The following is an 18,002-nucleotide window of genomic DNA, read 5'->3' as shown; positions in this document are numbered from 1 at the left end:
AAAGGGCTTCTCGCCGATTTCACGCTTCAAACTGTAAAAGACGGGATTTTACAACTTTTATCCCGGATAAACCGTCGGCCATGCCCCCTGCTGCCGGAAGTGACAGAAAAAGAGTTCTGTTGCACCGGGGTAACGGCTTTCAGAACTCTTCTGTGGATGTGATGACTTTCTGCTGTCCGCACTGAACACGGATACCGGAATCATTCAGGCCCTGACTGGCAAATCCTTCGTGGAAAGCCTCCAGTGCCAGATCCGGCGTGTTGGCTTCATCGGACAAATGCGCCAGAATCACCTCTTTGGTCTTCCCGGTCACGATCTCCGAGAGGCAGTGCGCAGAATCCGCGTTGTTCAGATGACCGGATGCGGACAGAATGCGCTGCTTGAGATACATCGGCCGGTTTGTAGCCATGAGCTTTTCCACATCGTGGTTGGATTCGAAGACGTAGGCATCCGCCCCCGCCAGCACATCCCGGGCGGCATTGGGGACAAACCCGGTGTCCGTCACGTACACCAGGGTACTGGTACCGTCGTCGATTTTGTAGCCCACGCAGCCTCCCGGGGCATCATGGGAAAGGGCGATCACCGTGATTCTGAAGGGACCCAGAATGAACCAGTCTCCGGGCATGATCCGGTGCTTCCGGACGCCTTCCTTCAGCTCGCAGCAGGAAAACAGCGGTACATCCTTCACCAGTTTCAGCTGGGAGATGTGATCCGAATGGCTGTGGGTGATGAGCACCGCCAGCAGATCCTCCACCCTGACATCCACCTGCGCCAGCGCCTGGGTCAGATACCGCTTTGTGCTCCCGCAGTCGATCAGCAGTCTGGCATCTCCGGAAGTCACCAGACAGCTGTTGCCTTTGGAGCCGGAACAGAGAAGATCAACCCGCATGCAGATCGTCTCCTCTGGAACTGGCGTAGTTGGTGAACCGGGAGACGCCTTTTTCAAATGCCAGCTGGATCTTGCCGATGGCGCCGTTCCGGTGCTTGGCCAGGGACAGATCCACCACCTCGATCTGCTCCTGGGCTTCCTTGTCCTTGTCGTAGTAGTTTTCCCGGTACAGGAACATGACAATGTCCGCATCCTGCTCGATGGAACCGGATTCCCGCAGATCCGACAGCTGCGGTTCATGCCCGGTGCGGTCTTCGACTTTCCGGGACAGCTGGGACAGGGCGATCACCGGGCAGTCCATTTCCTTGGCCAGGATCTTCAGACTCCGGGAAATCTCCGAGACTTCCTGCTGCCGGGAATCGGACCGGGACCCGGTGATCAGCTGCAGATAGTCAATGACGATCATGGACAGGCTGTCCTGCTCGGATTTCAGTTTCCGGCATTTGGAGAAAATCTGATTCACCTTGATGCTGCCGGTGTCATCCAGATAAATCTGGGACTCCGCCAGACCGTTGCCGGCTTCAAACAGACGGTTCATTTCCTCGTTGGACAGCCGGCCATCCCGCAGCTTGCCGGACTGGACTTTGGATTCGCTGGAGAGCATACGCTTCATGATGGAATCCGCCGGCATTTCCAGTGAGAACACCGCCACCGCCCCGGGATTGCGTCTGGCCGCCTGCACCGCGAGGTTCAGCGCCAGTGCGGATTTTCCCATGGCCGGCCGGGCTGCCAGAATGATCAGATCCCCTCTCTGGAAGCCATTGGTCATTTTGTCCAGATCCGTGTAGCCGGTCCGGATGCCGGTAATGCCCGAGGTGTTGCGCAGCTCCTTGAGCTGCTCCAGCACCCGGTCCACGATCTCCCGGGAGGACAGAAAATCCGTTCCCCGGGTCCGGCGCGTCACATCCATGACGGCGGATTCGCTCTGGGACAGAATGTCGTCCAGACTGTCCGCGGAATCCATGGCGGTCTCCCGGATCTGATCCGCCGTCTCGATCAGCCGCCGCAGCTGGTATTTATCCTGGATCGTTTCAATGTAGGTCTTGACCCCGGCGCTGGACACCGCCCCGTCCACCAGGGCAATGATGTAATCCAGTCCGCCTGCCGCCTCCAGCTGCCCTTTTTCCTGCAGTCGCAGCACCACGCTGTTGAGATCCAGCGCCCGGCCGGAGGCATCCAGGTCCTGCATCGCCGCATACAGCGTCTGATGACCGGGAATATAGAATTCTTCCGGTGCAAGCCCCAGATCCGCACAGTCTGTCATGACCCGGGGATAAACAAGCAAAGAGCCCAGGAGGGACTGTTCCATGACCTGGGCGTTGGGCATTGTGTCTGCCATCAGTTTTTCGGGCTTACGTGGACGCTAACTTCACCGATGACCTGTCCGTGATACAGGTCGATTTTCACTTTGGTGGTTCCCAGGGAATCCACCGGATCGGTCATCATGATTTTGCGCTTCTCCACCGGAAAGCCCTTCTGCGCCAGCGCCACGGCAATCTGCTTGGAAGAAATGGTTCCGAACACATGGCCGCCTGCGCCCTGGGAGAGCTGGAACTCCAGGGTCACACCTTCCAGTTCCTTCGCAGTCTGCTCCGCCTGCTTCTTCAGTTCGGCTTCCTGATCTGCGCGCTTCTGCATCTCCTTTTCATAGGCTTTCAGATTCGCCGGGCTGGCCGCCATGGCCAGTCCCCTGGGAATCAGGAAGTTGCGGGCATAGCCGTCGCTGACTTCCTTCAGTTCATCGGCTTTGCCGACTTTTTTGACATCCTTAAGCAGGATCACTTTCATGGTCTGTATCCTCCTCTATCGTTTTCATCAACTGTTCTTTCGCCTGCTGCACAGTGGTATCCGGCAGCAGACAGGCCGCTGCTGCAAAGTGGCCGCCGCCGCCCATTTTTTCCATGATCCGCTGCACATTCACCTTCCCGTTGCTTCGTGCGGAGATCCGGGCAGAAGCCGGTTCATCCGGATCCGGGGCAATGGTGAAGGACGCTTCGCACCCTCTGATCCTGAGCAGAGAATCCGAGGTCTGGGACACCATGGTCCGGTCCGTGGGCTGGGAAGTCATGGCGATCATGTACTTGTCCAGGAATTCCTGCGCCGCGCAGATCAGCTGGGCCTTCTCCTGGTAAAGCGCCCGGTCTTCCGTCAGCGCTTCCTCCGCCTCCTGCACATTGGCACCCCAGGAACGCAGCACTGCCGCGGTCTCAAAGGTCCGGGCCGAGGTATGCATCTTGAACCGGTTGGTGTCCACCAGCAGACCCAGATACATGATTGTGGCTTCCGCCTCGAAAATCGGCACATGCCGGGGAATGTTGCGCAGCAGCTCCGTCACCAGTTCCGCCGTGCTGGAGGACTGGGACTCCACATAGGTGATCATGGGATTCTTCACGAAGGAATCCCCCCGGCGGTGATGATCGATCACCGCGATCCGGCGGGCTTCATCCAGGAAGTCCGCCGCACTGGAAATCTCCGGCACGGAATGATCCACCATGACCAGCAGATCCTTTTCCATATCCATCCGCTCCCGGGCTTCCTCCGGCGTCAGGAACACATCCCGCTCTTCCAGAGACCGGCTGTAGCGGTCCATGGTCTCCTGCAGCTGCCGGTCCCGGGGAATGTCCTTCAGAACAATGAACGCCTGCTTGCCCTGGGAACGCACCCAGTTGGACACCGCCAGCGCCGCCCCCATGCAGTCATAGTCGGTATTGACATGACCGGCAATGTACACAGAACCGGAATCTCTGATCGCATCGGAAATGGCATTGGCCATGATCCGCACCCGGACCTTGGAGCGCTGGGAACTGGATTCGGAATTGCCGCCAATGTACTCGATCTCCCTGCCGGCTTCCTGAATCGCGCACTGGTCCCCGCCCCGGCTCTGAGCCAGTTCGATCAGATCATTGAGCATGTTGTCCAGCTCCGTGAAATGTCTGGTACCGTAGGCAAACGCCATGGACAGGGTGATGGACACATCCATGTTCCGGGCCTTGTCTTTGACCTCCTGCAGAATGCTCAGATTGTTCCGGCGGACTTTCCGCAGGATCTTCCGGTCGCAGACCACGAAAATCCGGTCTGCCCGCACCCGCCGCAGCAGCATCCCGTTGTCCTTGGCCCAGGTCACCAGCGGCCCCCGCAGCTGGGTGTTGATTGCCGCCAGAATGTCCTCGTTTTCATAGGACTGATACTCCAGATAGTTGTCCAGCTGCATCAGCCCCACCACGACCTGCCGGTCATGGAGCTTGCGCCGCAGCGTGGTCAGCTCCGTGACATCCTGCACATACAGCAGCTGTCCATCCTGCTTGCGGCTGACCTCGTAAATCCGGCCATCCGCTTCACCCGTCACCGAATCCACTTCCTCATCCACCAGATCCCGGATGTTGTCCATCCAGGAAGTGAGCTTCCGGTTGACCAGGTCGATCTTCCGGTCCGTGAAGAAATCCGATTCCCAGGTGCAGACAAATTCATCGTTGTACGTCAGGATCCCGATGTTGCCGAACTGCAGGGCATCCTTGGCATCTTTTCCCAGTACCCGGGAAATGTCCAGTTCGGTCTGCAGCCCGCGTTTTTTCAGCTCATTCCAGAACCCCAGAAAGCAGCCCAGAAAAATGACGGCAATGAGCAGCACCACACCGGCAGCCACTGTCCAGGACTTGTATATAAGGAATATGGCCAGTGCCAGCGCCAGTGTAAAGGCGGCAAAAAATCCGTCCCGCCACTTGGTGTAATATTTCATAAACTCCCTCGATCAGGCAGCTGCCTGATTTTTCAGGCCCCACAGCGCGCCCTGGATCACCCAGACCAGCTGAAGACCCGGAACAAATGCGCCAATGACAGCCACCGGGGCCCAGCCCCTGTGACCGGAAGCCACACATTTCTGCAGAATGCGCACACAGCCCAGATAATCCAGGTACACCATGCCGCAAAGCGCTGCAGCAAGAAGCCAGCTTCTGACTTCTTCTGTCAATAGTACCATATTCGGCAGCAGCAGAAACAGCAGCGCCGCACCGGCCGACAGCCACACCAGCCATTTCACCGGCCGGATCCGGGTCACCGGCGTGATCGGTGGACAGGGAATGTGCAGCCGCAGCAGCAGAGCCGCCCCCACCAGATGCACGCAGACAGCGGTCATCAGCGAGAGCACTGCTGCGAAGATCAGCACGAAGGCTTTCAGATCCAGCCACGGAACCAGTTCCCTGACCATGGCGAAGTCCTCCGTCAGATCCATCCCGAACAGCGCCGCCCAGACCAGCATCGTCAGCAGATTGCCAATGAACTGACACACAAACAGGATCACAAGCCGCAGCTGACCGGAGAGTCCTTTGCGGATCGCCACCCCGGTGAGAAAACCGGTGATGATCCCGGACCAGGAATAGAACCAGGTGGTGAATCCTCCGAACAGGAACGTCTCCAGGATCATGGCCAGGGCACAGACAAAGGACGCCTGCACTGGTGCAGCCGCAGCATAGAGGTAAATCGGGAATATGAAAAGCCAGGGCATGGTGGTCTCGATTCCCAGCGCCGTCTGCTGGTTCAGAAACAGCAGAATGGCGTAGATCGCCGCGGTCATGGCGCCTCTGGTCACATCCCGGGTGGTAATGTGTGCAGATTTTCCAGTGTTCATGGACAGCATTATAATATGGAATCTTCGGGCGTTGAACCGCAAAAAAGCGGTTTCAAGCCAGATGCCCGCAAATCAAGAAGGGATGCCGATGGTGCCGCCGGCACGGGACGGGGCTGCCGGAACCCAGCCGAAAGGGGCCGGATCCTGACGGAACCCGGCCATGGCGGATGGGGTTGCTTTCGCAGCTTTCCCATCCTGCAAGAGTTAGAGTTTAGATTTACAGCTTTTCCCGCACCATCATCAGGGTGTAGCTCAGCAGATTTTCCCCTTTCCACTTCGATGGCTCAAATCTGTCGGGGTCATCCATGGACAGACCAGTACCCCAGATCCGGTCTTTGACCGCGCATTCTGCCAGAATGGCACTCCCTGTGGCTTTCAGCTGTGCAGTTAATTCCGGGTTTTGGGAAAACTTTGCCAGAAGTCCTTCATAGACAACGATCTGCCGGATGCCGTTCCAGAGACTGTCATCATAGTTGGATACACTTCGTCCCAGGGCCTTGATCCTGGCTACATCATCTGCGGCCAGAATCTGTGCAGCCGCAGTATCGTCTCCAAAGGTCACCGCTTTCTGATACATCATATACTGCTCCAGAGAGGTAAAGGTGACACCATCCAGCGTGAATACAGATGGATACCAGTTGCTGAGATAAGCATTTTCTTCGTCCGGGTTGTGGAAACATACAACCGTCATGATACTTTCCCCACTTTCTTTACTGCCAGATCCAGCTCCAGATCATGAAGTCCCGGATAGGCTTTTTTCAGGAAGGATACAGGAATCTTCTGCACAAGCTCTGCACTGGGCAGGTCATAGTACCACTGGTAATACGCATAGAATTCGCCGATCCAGTCCGGCATGAATCCGCCCATTGCCTTGCCGTCCTTCAGGGTATAATTCTCCTTTTCCGTAAAGTAGGCCCAGAGTTCCCTGGCATCCATGGTATTCACATATGCCTGGGATTCATCAATATGCCGGCGGGTATTGCTTGCCATATAGGCATTGATGAACTCCTCTGTGCCTTTATCGGGATACTGATGAGCCACCAGATCGAAGAGCTTCCCCTGGTTCTCCACCACATCATTTAAATAGACCTCATCATAAGCCCGCATACTCTTCACCTCTCAAACAAAGTGCTGAATACATTTGTGACCCGATTCGCATCGGAATCCACCAGATCACGCATCTTGTCTCTCACTGTAATACCTCTTTGATTGTAACCTGACATGATAATAAAATGCCCTGCGTCTTTATAGAAACACAGGGCCAGAGTCGCTGGGGCTTATGTAATAGTCTGGCTTTCGCCGGCCCTCTCGGGCCAGAGAGGCTGGCTGTTATGTATTTCTGTTATATCCGTATATCCGTGACTTTGGGCATTCTCAATTCGAACTTATGAATTTTCACTTCACGCATTTTCCGAACACCCCATCAGCTAATCATTATGATTTTATCATTATAGTCTTATCTCCGAAGATATTATTGATTAAATTTCCGCAAACTTTCAGTAATCTGGCGAATATAACTATCAGGGGCCATCCTGACTCACCCATCAGATCATGTCCCCGTATACGAAGGAGGAAAGTTTTGGGAAAAGAGAAAGACATCCTGGAACGGCATCTGCTGGAGAATCCGGCAGAGCACAAAGAAGCCATGGAACTCATCACCGGACGCAGGTGGGACATCGATCCTGCTTCCTTCCGGCATTATCCTGTCCACGGCAGACAAAACAGCCGATCATCTCTGGAAAGCGGATATGACCGGCTGTTTCTCTGCCTGCGGGAAAGAAGGCGGTATACTGTGAACCGAGGAGAGATCCATCATCCGGTATGGACGATCAAGGGACTGGCACATCTGAGTGGCATGGAGATCGATGACGAAGAACTTTTGAAGATCAGTGAGTCAAAGGAGGAATGCACCGTGGAACTGGCATACACATTTCTGAGCAAGGAACAGGCAGAGGCGGCCCTGCGTAAAGGATTCCAGGAAGGTGAGGCATCGGGAATTCAGAAAGGCGAAAAACAAGGATTCCGGAAAGGTGCTGAAATGACCATGAGCAGAGTCCGTGAGCTCTTGTCATGGCTGAAGAAATCCAGCCGGGAAAGCGAGGCTGACCGGGCTCTCAGTTCTGAACAGCTGTTTGAACAGTACTGGAATGAAATGCAGAACAGCCTGAAAAACTGATCAGGCACAATCAGGCCGCAGCACCCAATCAGAGGAGCTGCGGCTTTATTTTCGGACAGACAGCCGGCCCTCCCTTGACAAAGTCATTGCAGTCAAATTCAGCCTGACAACAGTCAAAACCCGAAACAGTATTCCTGAAACCGATCCCTCACCCTCCGGAGGCACAAAAAAGCCCGGATTTCTCCGGACTTCGGTGTCTGATTCGACTAGTCTACCACGTAGGGCAGCAGAGCCATCTGACGCGCACGCTTGATGGCGGTCGCCAGCATCCGCTGGTACTTGGCACGGGTGCCGGTTACACGACGCGGAATGATTTTGCCGTTGGCGTTGATGAAACGCTTCAGCAGTTCTGTGTCTTTATAGTCGATGGTCTTGATTTTGTTCTTTGTGAAGTAGCAGACCTTCTTGCGGCCCATCCGCTGTTTTTTGAATGCCATGGAATATCTCCTTTCTAAAAGGGTAAATCGTCAGTGCTGAGATCCAGGGTCTCGTCATTGCCGTAACCGCTGGAGAGATCGTCAGCTGCCTGCGATGCGTACGGGTTGGCCTGACGTCCGCCCTGGAATGAAGAGGGCTGAGAATAGCTGGCTGCAGGCTGGCTGTTTCCATAACCAGACTGACTGTTTCCATACCCGTTCTGGGCAGGTTCGGGCGCATTGTAGTTCGCCGCTCCCGCTCCGTAATTCTGAGAACTGTAACTGTTTCCACCATAAGGGTTCTGAGCATACTGGTTTCCGCCTGCGCCTGCGGCGTTCTTGGATTCCAGGAAATCAAAGCTGTCTGCGACAACTTCCGTCACATACACCCGTTGACCCTGCTGGTTTTCATAGTTTCTGGTCTGAATGCGTCCTGTAATGGCAATGAGACTTCCCTTGTGGAGGTATCGGGCCATGGTTTCGGCCGTCTTGTTCCATGCCACGCAGTTGATGAAGTCTGCATCAGGCTGTCCCTGAGACTTGAACCGGCGGTTGACCGCCAGGGTGAAGGATACGACAGGCGTTCCGGACCCCGTGGTGCGAAGCTCGGGATCTTTGGTCAGCCGGCCGATCAGAACCACGCTGTTGACCATGTTTTACTCTTCGTCTTCGGTCTTGATCACCATGGTCCGGATCACATTGGGGTTGATCCGTGTCAGACGCTCGAACTCTTCGATGCCTGCGTTGTTTGCGGTTACGTTCACAACGACATAGTGTCCCTTTTTCATGTGGTCGATTTCGTAGGCGAATTCACGCAGGCCCCAGTTGTCGATTTTGTCAATGGAACCGCCGTTTTCGGTGATCGGCGCATACAGGCGCTTCTCCAGGGCATCAAATGCCGCATCATCCACATTCGCGTTCACGATATACATGATTTCGTACTTTTTCACTTGGTACACCTCCCTTTGGTCTTTGGTCTTTCTTTCACGAAAGACAGAGAGCAAGCACATAAACTTGCCTGATTATCATACACGAACAAGGCCCCGGCTTCAACCAGTGACCCGCCATGACCCCCAGAGCGTGGTGACACTCGTATCACAATCATCCCATCTAACCGCTTTCCTGCCGGATTGCGGAGATTTTGTGTTCCGGCACTGGCAGCCCTTTCTCAATTGCATGTTACACTCAAACCAGACAAGAAGGTGAAACAGCATGAATACAAAACTGACACGCAGAGAACTGCAGTGGGTCTGCTACGACATCGGCAACTCCGCATTCATTCTGCTCGTATCCACCATACTGCCCATTTACTTCAACTCCCTGGCGCTCTCCGCCGGACTGGATGAATCCACATATCTGTCCTACTGGTCCTACGCCACCAGCATTTCCACGCTGATCGTGGCCTTCGCCGGACCAGTGCTTGGCACCCTGGCGGACTTTGAAGGCAACAAAAAGAAAGTGTTCCTGGGTTCGGCTTTTCTCGGCGCCCTGGCACTGGCCTGTTTCTGGCTCCCGGGCTCCTGGCTCTCGTTCCTGGTGCTCTACATTGCCGGCAAAGTCTGCTACAGCCTGTCCCTGGTGGTCTATGACTCCATGCTGGTGGACGTCACCACCCCTGAACGCATGGACGCCGTCTCCACCAAAGGCTATGCCTGGGGCTACATCGGCAGTGTGATTCCATTTCTGATCTCTCTGGTCTTCGTGCTGCTCTACGACAAAATCGGCATCACGATGCACACCGCCATGGTCATCACATTCCTGCTCAATGCCGCCTGGTGGGCACTCTTCACACTCCCCCTGGTTCGCGGCTACAGACAGAAGTCATCCATCAAACCCGAACGGCACATCATCTCCGATTCCTTCTCCCGCCTGGCTCACACCCTGCGCAGCGTGAAGAAACACCGGAAGATCTTCATGTTCCTGCTTTCCTTTTTCTTCTACATCGACGGTGTGTACACCATCATCGACATGGCCACCGCCTACGGCGCCAGCCTGGGCCTGGACACCACCGGGCTGCTGCTGGCTCTGCTGCTCACCCAGGTCGTGGCGTTCCCGGCCAGTCTGATCTTCGCGGTGCTCTCCAAGAAGAAAGACACCGCGACGCTGATCAAAATCTGCATCCTGGCGTACTTCTTCATTGCCTGTTTCGCCGTGCAGCTGGACAAACTCTGGGAGTTCTGGTTCCTGGCTTTCTGCGTCGGCTGCTTCCAGGGCGGCATCCAGGCTCTGTCACGGAGTTATTTCGCGAAGATTATCCCCGAGGAACAGTCCGGGGAATACTTCGGTCTCTTCGACATCTGCGGCAAAGGCGCCAGCTTCCTGGGCCTGCTGGTGGTAGGCGTTGTGACCCAGGCCACCGGCAACCAGTCCTTCGGCGTTGCCTGCATCACCGTTCTCTTCCTGCTGGGGTTCTTTCTGTTCTCGAAAGCCGCCCGCATGGAAAACGACTGACTCTGACCCCCGGCGGAACTCACGTTCCGCCTTTTTTCTCTCCAGCCGATGGAGACCAGGGCTGCCGATTCACCGGTGTGCACGGCTTTCCCATCGTTTTTCAGCCCCGGCTGTCATCATCGGCTGCGAAAGATCCCGGTTTCATTCTGCGTTCAGTCGCTGACCTGTGTCGCGGGCAGACTGCTGCCGGCTACCAGATCCCGGGCCAGGTTCATAAAGGCCTCCACCAGCTTCCAGCCCCGGCTGTGCGGCGGCAACGCAAACTGCACGTCATACCGGGCGTAGTCCGGCAAGTTCAGCAAATGCACTTTTTCCTGCAGGCTGCTGCCATAGGCCCGTTCCAGAATCAGCCGGGGACAGAATGAAATCGCCTGGCCCTTCAGGCACAGCTCCGTCAGGGCCAGCACATTGTCCGATGTAACCAGGACCGGTTTCTGCTGGTCCTGATTCCACCGTCTGCCCACCTGTCCTGCGATTTCCGTGGGATAGCCCAGAGCCAGCGGATAGTCTCCTTCTGCCAGCGGCTGCAGCATCAGGATTTCGTCTTCGTAATACGGATACAGAGTCAGTTCCCCGGGACAGGTGGGAAACACACCGATGAGAAGATCCAGTTCACCCTGAAGGGCTTTGGCAAACAGTGCGGGATTGGCTGCTTCATACAGCAGAAACGTCACATCCGGGTACCGGTCAGGCCAGCGGAAGATCAGTTCCGGCATGAGGATGCAGCTGCGGGTATAGGCAATGCCGATCCTCAGATGCCCGCCCCGGTCATTGCCCACGGCTTCCATGTCATGGAAAAGCCTTTGCTGCCGCACGAGCATATCACGGCTCCAGTCCAGAAACACTCTGCCAGCCTGGGTGAGGCGGACAGGACTGGTACGTTCCACCAGCTGCTGGCCGAATTCTTCCTCCAGCGCCGCAATGTGGGCACTGAGCGTCTGCTGGGTAATGTGCAGGGCTTTCGCGGCGGCTGTGAAGCTTCCATGCCGGATCAGGGCGGAAAAGTATTCCGGGCTCATCAGATTCATGATTTGGTCCTCCTGTGTCTGTTTCAGCGGATCACAGCAAAAACCTGTAAATAAGACCAGATTAGTCAGTTTTCATTTGTGAATGGATGACCTTACACGATAGGCAAGGATATCCTGAAGGACTGATACAGGAGGAAAATATGATGAAAAAACTGTTCTTTGTCTTTGCTGCTGTCCCGGTGCTGCTGGGTACTGCCAGTCTGGAGGATATCCGCCCGGATGAATCCATGAAACGCCAGCTGGAAGCGGAACTGCTGTATGCGGGCGTTCCTGCCGGTCATGTGAGCCCGCTGCTGGCACAGCTGACCGTTCATCTTATATGCAGAAAATATATACAGAAATATATGCTGAAAAGACAGGCACCGCCTGTCTTTTCTGTTCCATCTTCTCTGTCTGCGGACTTTTGCACCCCGGGAAGATCTATGCCTTTGTCAGATCGTACTCGATGAGCTCGCCCTGGGGATCAAACGCCTGCACCGCCAGACAGCCCAGTCCTGTGTGCACCGCCACGGCGCTGACCAGATCGATGATCCGGGTGGTGATGCCCGGAATGGCTTCCCGGATCCGGGCGGCATAGGCTTCCGCCGGTTGGGGTACACCCACATGCGCCACGGTCACATCCCAGCCAGGTCCTGCACCCAGAGACTTCAGCCGGTCGATCACAAAACCCTGGGCCTTGGACATCGTGCGCACTTTTCCCAGCACGTCCACCTTGCCATCGGTTTCCCGGTTGTCATGGAGCACCGGCTTGATTTTCAGCAGTCCCCCCAGCAGCGCCGCACTGGCTGTCAGACGCCCGCCCCGTTTCATATGCTGCAGGTCATCCACCAGCAGGATCGTGTCGGCTTTGTCACACACTTTGTTCAGAAATTCCAGAATCTCCGGAATGTCCTTTCCCGCATCGTACATCTTCTTTGCCTGCCGGATGCAGTAAGCCTGCAGAACCGCCGTGCTGCCGGTGTCGAATCCGGTAAATTCCAGGTCCTGATTCCGGGCGGCCAGTTCCATGGCATTCAGTGTGCCGGAGAGCCCCTGACAGATGGGAATCGCGAAGACACCGTCGTACCCCTGGGCCTTCAGTTCTTCAAACAGGTCTTCAATGGCCCCGAGGCTTGGCAGCGAGGTTTTCATGGGCACCTGCTGTTTCAGGTTCTCCACGATATCCGCCGGCAGCACCGTCTCATAATCCTCGGCGCTCTGTCCGTTGATGTCCAGCTGCAGGGGAACCGAATAGATGCCTTCCTTTTCCCAGTACGCTTTGGAGAAACCGGATCCGGAATCGGTCACAAATGCGAGTTTCTTCATATGGCCACTCCTTCAACCTTCGGAATGTACTGCAAACCCACGGCGTTCATGCCCGTATGACTGGCAATGACGGCATACAGCGCATGTTCCAGCACCCGGGAGGCTCCGGCTTCTTCCAGAGACTTCACAGCCAGGGCTGCGCCTTCCGGATTGCGGGAATCCATGACGAAGAATTCATATTCTTTGCCCGGTGTCAGACTTTCCTGAATGTGCTCCGCGGCTTTTTTGATGGCTTTGTTCGTGGTCCGGACTTTGTCCCAGACATCCACCTTGCCGGCGGTATCCTTTGATACTTCCAGGATCGGGCGGATTTTCAGCAGCCCCCCCAGCTTGGCCGCCATGGGCGTCAGCCGGCCGCCTTTGGCCAGATGATCCAGGTCTTCCGGAATCAGGAATCCTTTGGAATCGTCAATGGCTTCCTGCAGCCGGCGGATGATTTCTTCCGGGGCCACACCTGCTGCCGCCAGCTGAGCTGCAGCATTGGCCGCATACCATTCCACTGCCAGTGTGGTGTACAGATCCAGGGTATGAACCTTGAGACCATGGGACTGCAGGGCAGCCGTCACGGTGGAATTGGTGCTGGAAAGGCCGGAGGACAGGGTGATCAGCACCACATCCGTGACCCCTTTCTCTTCGTATTTCTCCGCGAAGTCCTCCACAATGCCCAGCGGAGGCAGACTGGTGGAGGGCATGTCTCCCTTCTCCAGCATGTCATAGAGCAGATCCGTGGTCAGATCCACTCCGTCCAGATAGGTAGTTTCTCCCGCGGATACCTGCAGCGGCAGGTAGTCAATGCCCAGAGCCTGTGCCTGTTTTTCCGACAGACCCGAACCGCTGTCGGTCATTACACGAACGTTCATATTGATACTCCTTTTATTCATTTATGATAGTCTTTTTGGCATCACTCCTCAAACCCCGGGCCAATCTGTTACTATTCAGACAGGAGCGTAACAACATGCCTGAATTTATTGAATTTGACAACGTTTCAAAAACATATGAAATGGGCGAAGTTTCCATTCGCGCCCTGGACGACGTTTCGTTTTCCATTGAAGAAGGAGAATTCGTCGTGATTCTCGGCGCCTCCGGTGCCGGAAAATCCACCATTCTGAATCTGCTGGGGGGTATGGACACTGTCACCGCCGGCCAGATCATCGTGGACGGACACGACATCGCAAAAGACAACGACAGAGAACTGACGCTGTACCGCCGCAGCGATGTGGGATTCGTGTTCCAGTTCTACAACCTGGTGCAGAATCTCACCCTGCGGGAAAACGTGGAACTGGCTGCCCAGATTGTGAAGAACCCTCTGGACATCGACGAAGCCATCGCCGCCGTGGGTCTGTCCGACCGGGCTTCCAACTTTCCCAGCCAGCTCTCCGGCGGCGAGCAGCAGCGGGTGGCCATCGCCCGTGCCCTGGTGAAAAACCCCAAGCTGCTGCTGTGTGATGAGCCAACCGGCGCCCTGGATTATCAGACCGGCAAGCAGGTCCTGGAAGTGCTGCAGGAAACCTGCCGGAAGAACCGGAAAACCGTGATCATGATCACTCACAACAGCGCCCTGGCGCCCATGGGGGACAAAGTCATCCATGTGAAATCCGGAAAGATCCATTCCGTGACACTGAATCCGCATCCCATGGATGCCCGGGAGATTGAATACTGATGCCGCCGGTACTGCTGAAGGAGACGCTGGTGGAAATCCGCCGCTCGCTGGGGCGGTTTCTTTCCATCCTGCTCATCGTGGCACTGGGCGTGGCGTTTTTCGCCGGCATCAAAGCCAGTCCGCCGGACATGAAAGCCAGCGCGGATGACTACTTCGACCGGTATGGTCTGCAGGACATTCAGGTGTTCTCCACCTTGGGGCTGAACCAGGAGGATCTGGAGGCCATGAAGCAGGTCCCGGGGGTGGAAAGCGTCCAGGGGCTGTACAACCAGGATGTGCTGGTGCAGCTCAACAAGTCGGAACAGGTCTGGAAACTGTTTTCCCTGCCGGAAAACCCGCAGATGAATCTGCTCCGGGTGGAAGAAGGCCGGCTGCCGGAAAAACCCGATGAATGCTTCATCGAAGGCGGCGGTGTAGAAAGCGGACTCAACGGCACGTTTCAGATCGGTGACAGAATCCGGCTGCACTCCGGCACGGAGGATCCGCTGTCGGACACCTTGGAATATGAGGAATACACCGTGGTGGGCAAAGGCTTCACCCCGCGGTACCTGAGCTATGAAAAAGGCACCTCCTCCATCGGATCCGGCTCCGTGGACGGCTTCCTGTTCGTGCCGGAAAGCGCCGTCAAGGCTGACTATTACACCGAAGCCGACATCACCGTCAGCGGGGCCAAAGAGCTGAACACTTATGGAGATGCCTACTTCGATGTCACCGATCCTGTGGTGAACCGTCTGGAAGCCATTGCGGATGACCGGATCGATGCCCGGCTCAAAGATCCCCGCAAGGAACTGGCAGATGCAAGGAAACAGCTGCAGGAGGAAACCGAAAAAGGGGAAAAACAGCTGGCGGACGCCCGGAAACAGATTCAGGAAGGCGAAGCCGAAATCAGCCGGAACGAACAGACACTGACAGATTCCCGCAGCCAGCTGGACCAGGGCTGGGCTCAGCTGGCGCAGGGTCAGGCAGAACTGGACAGTTCCCGGACACAGCTGAATCAGGGACTGGCGCAGATTCAGGAAGCCCAGGCCCGCAAGCCGGAACTGGAAAGCGCCCAGAGCCAGATCCGGGAGGGACTGACGCAGGCCATCCAAGCCCGGGACCAGGCACAGAGCGCACTGGCTCAGATTGAAGCGGGGCTGGCACAGATCGACACCGGTCTCGCCCAGATCGATCCGGCTGCCCTGCAGGCACAGAAAGCCCAAGTGGAAGCCGGCATCCAGACCCTGCAGGACCAGCTGGCTGCCATCACCGATCCGGACATGGCTCAGGGACTGCAGGCGCAGCTGACACAGCTGCAGTCACAGCTGGCACAGATTCAGGCTGCTCTGGACACCCATGCGCAGCTCACAGCGCAGAAAGCGCAGCTGGAAGAACAGAAACAGACAGCCCAGACCGGGCTGGAACAGGCCCAGGCAGCCATCACAGACCTGGAAGCCAGACAGCAGCAGGTCGCCGCAGGGCTGGCACAGATTCAGGAAGCCGAAACCCGGCTGCCCGAACTGCAAGCGGCACAGAATCAGCTGGCTGCAGGCAGCGCACAGCTGGAAGCCTCCCGGCAGGAACTGAACAGCCACGAAACACAGCTCGCCCAGGGCAGTGCACAGCTGGAACAGGGCCGGGCAGATCTGGAAACCGCCAGAAAAGAACTCAAAGACGGCGAAACCAGGCTGAAGGAAGAAACCGAAAAGGGACAGAAGAAAATCCAGGAAGCGCAGGATGAACTGGATCAGCTGGAACCGGAGTGGATCGTGCTGGACCGCAACTCGTTCTATTCCTGGCGGGACTACCAGTCCTGCGCTGACCGCATGGACGGCATCGCCTCGGTATTCCCCGTGTTCTTCTTCCTCGTCGCCGCCCTGGTGTGCATGACCACCATGACCCGCATGGTGGACGAACAGCGCAGTACCATCGGCACGCTGAAAGCCCTGGGCTATTCCCGGTGGCAGATTGCCATGAAGTACATTCTCTATTCCCTCAGCGCTTCCATCCTGGGCTCCATCCTGGGCTGCGCCGTGGGCATGGTCGTGTTCCCGTACATCATCTTCTACGCCTGGAACACCATGTACACCATTGACACCATCAAGACCGTTCTCCAGCCAGGGCTCATGCTGCTGGCCTCCGGCAGCGTGACCCTGGTGATCCTGGCCACCACGCTGTTCTCCATCGGCCGGGAACTGCGGGAAGTCCCCAGTCAGCTCATGCGGCCCAAAGCCGGTGTCGCAGGAAAGAAGATCCTGCTGGAGAAAGTGCCGGTGATCTGGCAGAAGATCCCCTTCCTGCACAAAGTCACCCTGCGCAACATCTTCCGCTACAAAAAGCGGTTCTTCATGACCGTCATTGGCATCTCCGGCTGCAGTGCCCTGCTCGTGGCGGGATTCGGCATCAATGACTCCATCTCCAGCATTGTCTCTGAGCAGTTTGGCGCGATCTATCAGTACAACGCCGCCGTCACCGCAGATGATCCCGGACTGACAGCCTCCCTGCAGGATCTTGCAGGCGTCACCGGGGTGTTTGAAGAACAGAACCTGCCGGTGACTTTGACCATCGACCAGGATGACGTCTCCGGCACGCTGCACATCATCCCCGACAGCGGCACGGACAGGCTGCAGGACTTTGTGCGTCTGAACAGCCTCGGGGGAGAACCGCTGACTGTCCCGAAGGAAGGCGCGCTGGTCTCCCAGAAAATGGCGGAAAAGCTGAATCTGCGCAAAGGATCGAAACTGACGCTGAAAACCGCAGACGACCAGTCCCTGGAAACCACAGTGGCCGGTGTCTTCTCTCAGTACGTCGGACATCAGATCTATGTCTCCGAACAGACATTCAGTGCCTGGAACACCGGCGAGGAACCCCAGGACGTGTATCTCCTGCAGACAGACGATCAGAGTGCCTCCTTCGAGGAAACCCTCGGCGGCGAAATCATGGAACTGCCGGACGTCCGCTCGGTTTCCTTCTACTCAAAACTCCAGCAGAATTTCCTGGACATGATCGGCTCCATCAAAATGGTGGTCGTGGTGCTGGTGATCTCCGCCGCCATGCTGGCTTTCGTGGTGCTCTACAACCTCGCCAATGTGAACATCTCCGAACGCATGCGGGAAATCGCCACAATCAAAGTGCTGGGCTACACCGAACCCGAAGTCAATGCCTACGTCAACCGGGAATCGCTGATCCTGGCCATGATTGGCGGCGGGGCCGGTCTGGTGCTGGGCATCTGGCTGCATCGTCTGATCATGAACCTCGCCGAACTGGACGACGTGATGTTCGGCCGCATCATCTCCCCGATGTCCTTTGTCTTCGCCTTCGGACTCACGGTTCTCTTCGCCCTCATGGTGAACTTCGTCATGAAGTACCGCCTGCGGAAAGTGGAAATGGTGGAATCGCTGAAAGCCGTGGAATAGCGGTTTCTGTACAGACAGAGAAATCCCCGGATACCTGCAGTGGTGTCCGGGGATTCTG

The 18,002-nt window shown here is 56.4% G+C and carries 17 protein-coding genes; 4 read left to right on the top strand and 13 right to left on the bottom strand.

Annotated features, from left to right (window positions below):
* Positions 1-139: 139 nt before the first annotated feature.
* The 7 genes from QZ305_RS08175 to QZ305_RS08145 form a co-directional block, all read right to left on the bottom strand.
* The gene (locus QZ305_RS08175) at positions 140-889 is read right to left on the bottom strand and encodes an MBL fold metallo-hydrolase (protein ID WP_294731239.1); all 750 of its coding nucleotides are present in this window, start codon (positions 887-889) and stop codon (positions 140-142) included.
* The gene (gene dnaB, locus QZ305_RS08170; RefSeq protein ID WP_294731238.1) at positions 879-2,228 is read right to left on the bottom strand and encodes a replicative DNA helicase; all 1,350 of its coding nucleotides are present in this window, start codon (positions 2,226-2,228) and stop codon (positions 879-881) included. Before dnaB ends, QZ305_RS08175 begins: the two co-directional genes overlap by 11 nt.
* Complete coding sequence (gene rplI, locus QZ305_RS08165; protein ID WP_294731237.1) at positions 2,228-2,677, bottom strand: 50S ribosomal protein L9; 450 nt, start codon at positions 2,675-2,677, stop codon at positions 2,228-2,230. Before rplI ends, dnaB begins: the two co-directional genes overlap by 1 nt.
* Positions 2,658-4,625: a DHH family phosphoesterase gene (locus QZ305_RS08160; protein ID WP_294731236.1), complete on the bottom strand. Its 1,968-nt coding sequence runs from the start codon at positions 4,623-4,625 to the stop codon at positions 2,658-2,660. Before QZ305_RS08160 ends, rplI begins: the two co-directional genes overlap by 20 nt.
* 12 nt (positions 4,626-4,637) lie before the next feature.
* A complete protein-coding gene (locus tag QZ305_RS08155; protein ID WP_294731235.1) occupies positions 4,638-5,513 on the bottom strand; it encodes a hypothetical protein in 876 nt (291 codons plus the stop codon).
* 217 nt (positions 5,514-5,730) lie between these two features.
* Entirely contained in the window at positions 5,731-6,204 is a 474-nt protein-coding gene (locus tag QZ305_RS08150; RefSeq protein ID WP_294731234.1) for an NADAR family protein, read from the bottom strand.
* A complete protein-coding gene (locus tag QZ305_RS08145; protein ID WP_294731233.1) occupies positions 6,201-6,620 on the bottom strand; it encodes a hypothetical protein in 420 nt (139 codons plus the stop codon). The genes QZ305_RS08150 and QZ305_RS08145 overlap by 4 nt, the downstream gene beginning before the upstream one ends.
* Positions 6,621-7,092: 472 nt before the next feature.
* Between QZ305_RS08145 and QZ305_RS08140 the strand changes: the two genes are divergently transcribed.
* Positions 7,093-7,689 (top strand): hypothetical protein, encoded by a 597-nt coding sequence (locus QZ305_RS08140; RefSeq protein ID WP_294731232.1) that lies wholly within the window; start codon positions 7,093-7,095, stop codon positions 7,687-7,689.
* A gap of 206 nt (positions 7,690-7,895) precedes the next feature.
* On the opposite strand, the gene rpsR is transcribed toward QZ305_RS08140, so the two are convergent.
* Genes rpsR through rpsF form a run of 3 tightly spaced genes read right to left on the bottom strand, consistent with a single transcriptional unit; the run spans position 7,896 to position 9,055 of the window.
* Positions 7,896-8,126 (bottom strand): 30S ribosomal protein S18, encoded by a 231-nt coding sequence (gene rpsR, locus QZ305_RS08135; protein ID WP_294731231.1) that lies wholly within the window; start codon positions 8,124-8,126, stop codon positions 7,896-7,898.
* A gap of 14 nt (positions 8,127-8,140) precedes the next feature.
* Positions 8,141-8,758 (bottom strand): single-stranded DNA-binding protein, encoded by a 618-nt coding sequence (locus QZ305_RS08130; protein WP_294731230.1) that lies wholly within the window; start codon positions 8,756-8,758, stop codon positions 8,141-8,143.
* Positions 8,759-8,761: 3 nt separating this feature from the next.
* Entirely contained in the window at positions 8,762-9,055 is a 294-nt protein-coding gene (gene rpsF / locus QZ305_RS08125; RefSeq protein WP_294731229.1) for a 30S ribosomal protein S6, read from the bottom strand.
* Between the two features lie 262 nt (positions 9,056-9,317).
* Between rpsF and QZ305_RS08120 the strand changes: the two genes are divergently transcribed.
* Positions 9,318-10,556 carry an MFS transporter gene (locus QZ305_RS08120; RefSeq protein WP_294731228.1) on the top strand — a complete coding sequence of 413 codons (1,239 nt, stop codon included), beginning with the start codon at positions 9,318-9,320 and terminating at the stop codon, positions 10,554-10,556.
* Between the two features lie 152 nt (positions 10,557-10,708).
* On the opposite strand, the gene QZ305_RS08115 is transcribed toward QZ305_RS08120, so the two are convergent.
* The 3 genes from QZ305_RS08115 to QZ305_RS08105 all read right to left on the bottom strand — a co-directional run bounded on the left by QZ305_RS08115 (position 10,709) and on the right by QZ305_RS08105 (position 13,749).
* Entirely contained in the window at positions 10,709-11,584 is an 876-nt protein-coding gene (locus QZ305_RS08115) for a LysR family transcriptional regulator (protein WP_294731227.1), read from the bottom strand.
* A gap of 420 nt (positions 11,585-12,004) precedes the next feature.
* Positions 12,005-12,889 (bottom strand): DegV family protein, encoded by an 885-nt coding sequence (locus tag QZ305_RS08110; protein ID WP_294731226.1) that lies wholly within the window; start codon positions 12,887-12,889, stop codon positions 12,005-12,007.
* Positions 12,886-13,749, bottom strand: coding sequence for a DegV family protein (locus QZ305_RS08105; RefSeq protein WP_294731225.1), 864 nt, complete (start codon positions 13,747-13,749; stop codon positions 12,886-12,888). The genes QZ305_RS08110 and QZ305_RS08105 overlap by 4 nt, the downstream gene beginning before the upstream one ends.
* Positions 13,750-13,844: 95 nt before the next feature.
* Between QZ305_RS08105 and QZ305_RS08100 the strand changes: the two genes are divergently transcribed.
* A complete protein-coding gene (locus QZ305_RS08100; RefSeq protein WP_294731224.1) occupies positions 13,845-14,549 on the top strand; it encodes an ABC transporter ATP-binding protein in 705 nt (234 codons plus the stop codon).
* Positions 14,549-17,944 (top strand): FtsX-like permease family protein, encoded by a 3,396-nt coding sequence (locus tag QZ305_RS08095; RefSeq protein WP_294731223.1) that lies wholly within the window; start codon positions 14,549-14,551, stop codon positions 17,942-17,944. The genes QZ305_RS08100 and QZ305_RS08095 overlap by 1 nt, the downstream gene beginning before the upstream one ends.
* Positions 17,945-18,002: the final 58 nt, after the last annotated feature.

This window comes from uncultured Faecalibaculum sp. (assembly GCF_910588395.1).
In the GTDB taxonomy this organism is placed as follows: Bacteria; Bacillota_I; Bacilli_A; order Erysipelotrichales; family Erysipelotrichaceae; genus Faecalibaculum.
The sequence above is the reverse complement of the archived record's forward strand: the minus strand, read 5'-3'. Positions and strand labels throughout refer to the sequence as shown.

Bases quoted from the DNA above. Each gene is read 5' to 3' on its own strand.
- QZ305_RS08175 (WP_294731239.1), bottom strand. From the start codon at position 889: ATGCGGGTTGATCTTCTCTGTTCCGGCTCCAAAGGCAACAGCTGTCTG.
- dnaB (WP_294731238.1), bottom strand. From the start codon at position 2,228: ATGGCAGACACAATGCCCAACGCCCAGGTCATGGAACAGTCCCTCCTG.
- rplI (WP_294731237.1), bottom strand. From the start codon at position 2,677: ATGAAAGTGATCCTGCTTAAGGATGTCAAAAAAGTCGGCAAAGCCGAT.
- QZ305_RS08160 (WP_294731236.1), bottom strand. From the start codon at position 4,625: ATGAAATATTACACCAAGTGGCGGGACGGATTTTTTGCCGCCTTTACA.
- QZ305_RS08155 (WP_294731235.1), bottom strand. From the start codon at position 5,513: ATGAACACTGGAAAATCTGCACACATTACCACCCGGGATGTGACCAGA.
- QZ305_RS08150 (WP_294731234.1), bottom strand. From the start codon at position 6,204: ATGACGGTTGTATGTTTCCACAACCCGGACGAAGAAAATGCTTATCTC.
- QZ305_RS08145 (WP_294731233.1), bottom strand. From the start codon at position 6,620: ATGCGGGCTTATGATGAGGTCTATTTAAATGATGTGGTGGAGAACCAG.
- rpsR (WP_294731231.1), bottom strand. From the start codon at position 8,126: ATGGCATTCAAAAAACAGCGGATGGGCCGCAAGAAGGTCTGCTACTTC.
- QZ305_RS08130 (WP_294731230.1), bottom strand. From the start codon at position 8,758: ATGGTCAACAGCGTGGTTCTGATCGGCCGGCTGACCAAAGATCCCGAG.
- QZ305_RS08120 (WP_294731228.1), top strand. From the start codon at position 9,318: ATGAATACAAAACTGACACGCAGAGAACTGCAGTGGGTCTGCTACGAC.
- QZ305_RS08115 (WP_294731227.1), bottom strand. From the start codon at position 11,584: ATGAATCTGATGAGCCCGGAATACTTTTCCGCCCTGATCCGGCATGGA.
- QZ305_RS08110 (WP_294731226.1), bottom strand. From the start codon at position 12,889: ATGAAGAAACTCGCATTTGTGACCGATTCCGGATCCGGTTTCTCCAAA.
- QZ305_RS08105 (WP_294731225.1), bottom strand. From the start codon at position 13,749: ATGAACGTTCGTGTAATGACCGACAGCGGTTCGGGTCTGTCGGAAAAA.
- QZ305_RS08100 (WP_294731224.1), top strand. From the start codon at position 13,845: ATGCCTGAATTTATTGAATTTGACAACGTTTCAAAAACATATGAAATG.
- QZ305_RS08095 (WP_294731223.1), top strand. From the start codon at position 14,549: ATGCCGCCGGTACTGCTGAAGGAGACGCTGGTGGAAATCCGCCGCTCG.